Annotated in this window: 1 protein-coding gene; it reads left to right on the top strand. The window is 68.3% G+C overall.

Translation table 11 applies throughout. The annotated features are described in order from the left end of the window. The coding region (locus AF1_RS32660) for an acyl-CoA dehydrogenase family protein (protein WP_207394253.1) at positions 1-1,137 on the top strand (1,137 nt) is incomplete at both ends.

Raw genomic sequence — 1,137 nt, 5'->3', positions numbered from 1 at the left:
CGTATGCGCCGTCTGAGGAGCATGAGCTGCTGCGGCGTACGGTGCGTGAGCTGGCCGAGGCCAAGATCGCTCCTTTCGCGGCGGAGGTGGATGAGGAGTCCCGGTTCCCGCAGGAGGCGCTGGAGAGCCTGGTCGCCAATGACCTGCATGCGGTGCACGTGCCCGAATCGTACGGGGGTGCGGGGGCGGACGCGCTGGCCACGGTGATCGTGATCGAGGAGGTGGCCCGGGTGTGCGGGTCGTCCTCGCTGATCCCGGCGGTGAACAAGCTGGGCACGGTGCCGGTGCTGCTGGCCGGGTCGGCGGAGCTCAAGGACGCCTATCTGCCGCCGGTGGCGCGGGGGGAGGCGATGTTCTCCTATGCGTTGTCGGAGGCCGATGCGGGGTCGGACGCGGCGGGGATGAAGACCCGTGCGGTGCGTGACGGGGATGCCTGGGTGCTCAACGGCGCCAAGATGTGGATCACCAATGCGGGGGTGTCGCAGTACTACACGGTGATGGCGGTGACCGATCCGGCGGCGGGGGCGCGGGGGATCTCGGCGTTCGTGGTGGAGATGTCGGATCCGGGGGTGTCGTTTGGGGCCAAGGAGCGCAAGCTGGGCATCAAGGGGTCTCCGACCCGGCAGGTGATCTTCGATGACACCCGGATCCCGGCCGATCGGATCATCGGCGTCGAGGGCGGCGGGTTCAAGACCGCGCTGGCCACGCTGGACCATACGCGCATCACGATCGCCGCGCAGGCGCTGGGGATCGCGCAGGGGGCGCTGGACTTCGCGCTGGGGTATGTGAGGCAGCGCCGGCAGTTCGGTAGGCCGGTCGCCGATTTTCAGGGGGTGCAGTTCATGCTGGCCGACATGGCGATGCGGTTGGAGGGGGCGCGGCAGTTGACCTATCACGCCGCGGTCAAGTCCGAGCGGGCGATGCGGGGGGAGAGGGTCGCGGATCTGACGTTGGTGTCGTCGGCGTGCAAGGCGCTGGCCTCGGATGTGGCGATGGACGTCACCACCGACGCGGTTCAGCTTCTGGGGGGTTATGGGTATACGCGGGAGTTCCCGGTGGAGCGGATGATGCGCGACGCCAAGATCACCCAGATCTACGAGGGCACCAACCAGATCCAGCGCATGGTCATCGCCCGCC

This window comes from Actinomadura formosensis NBRC 14204, assembly GCF_001552155.1.
GTDB lineage: Bacteria > Actinomycetota > Actinomycetes > Streptosporangiales > Streptosporangiaceae > Spirillospora > Spirillospora formosensis.
The sequence above is the reverse complement of the archived record's forward strand: the minus strand, read 5'-3'. Positions and strand labels throughout refer to the sequence as shown.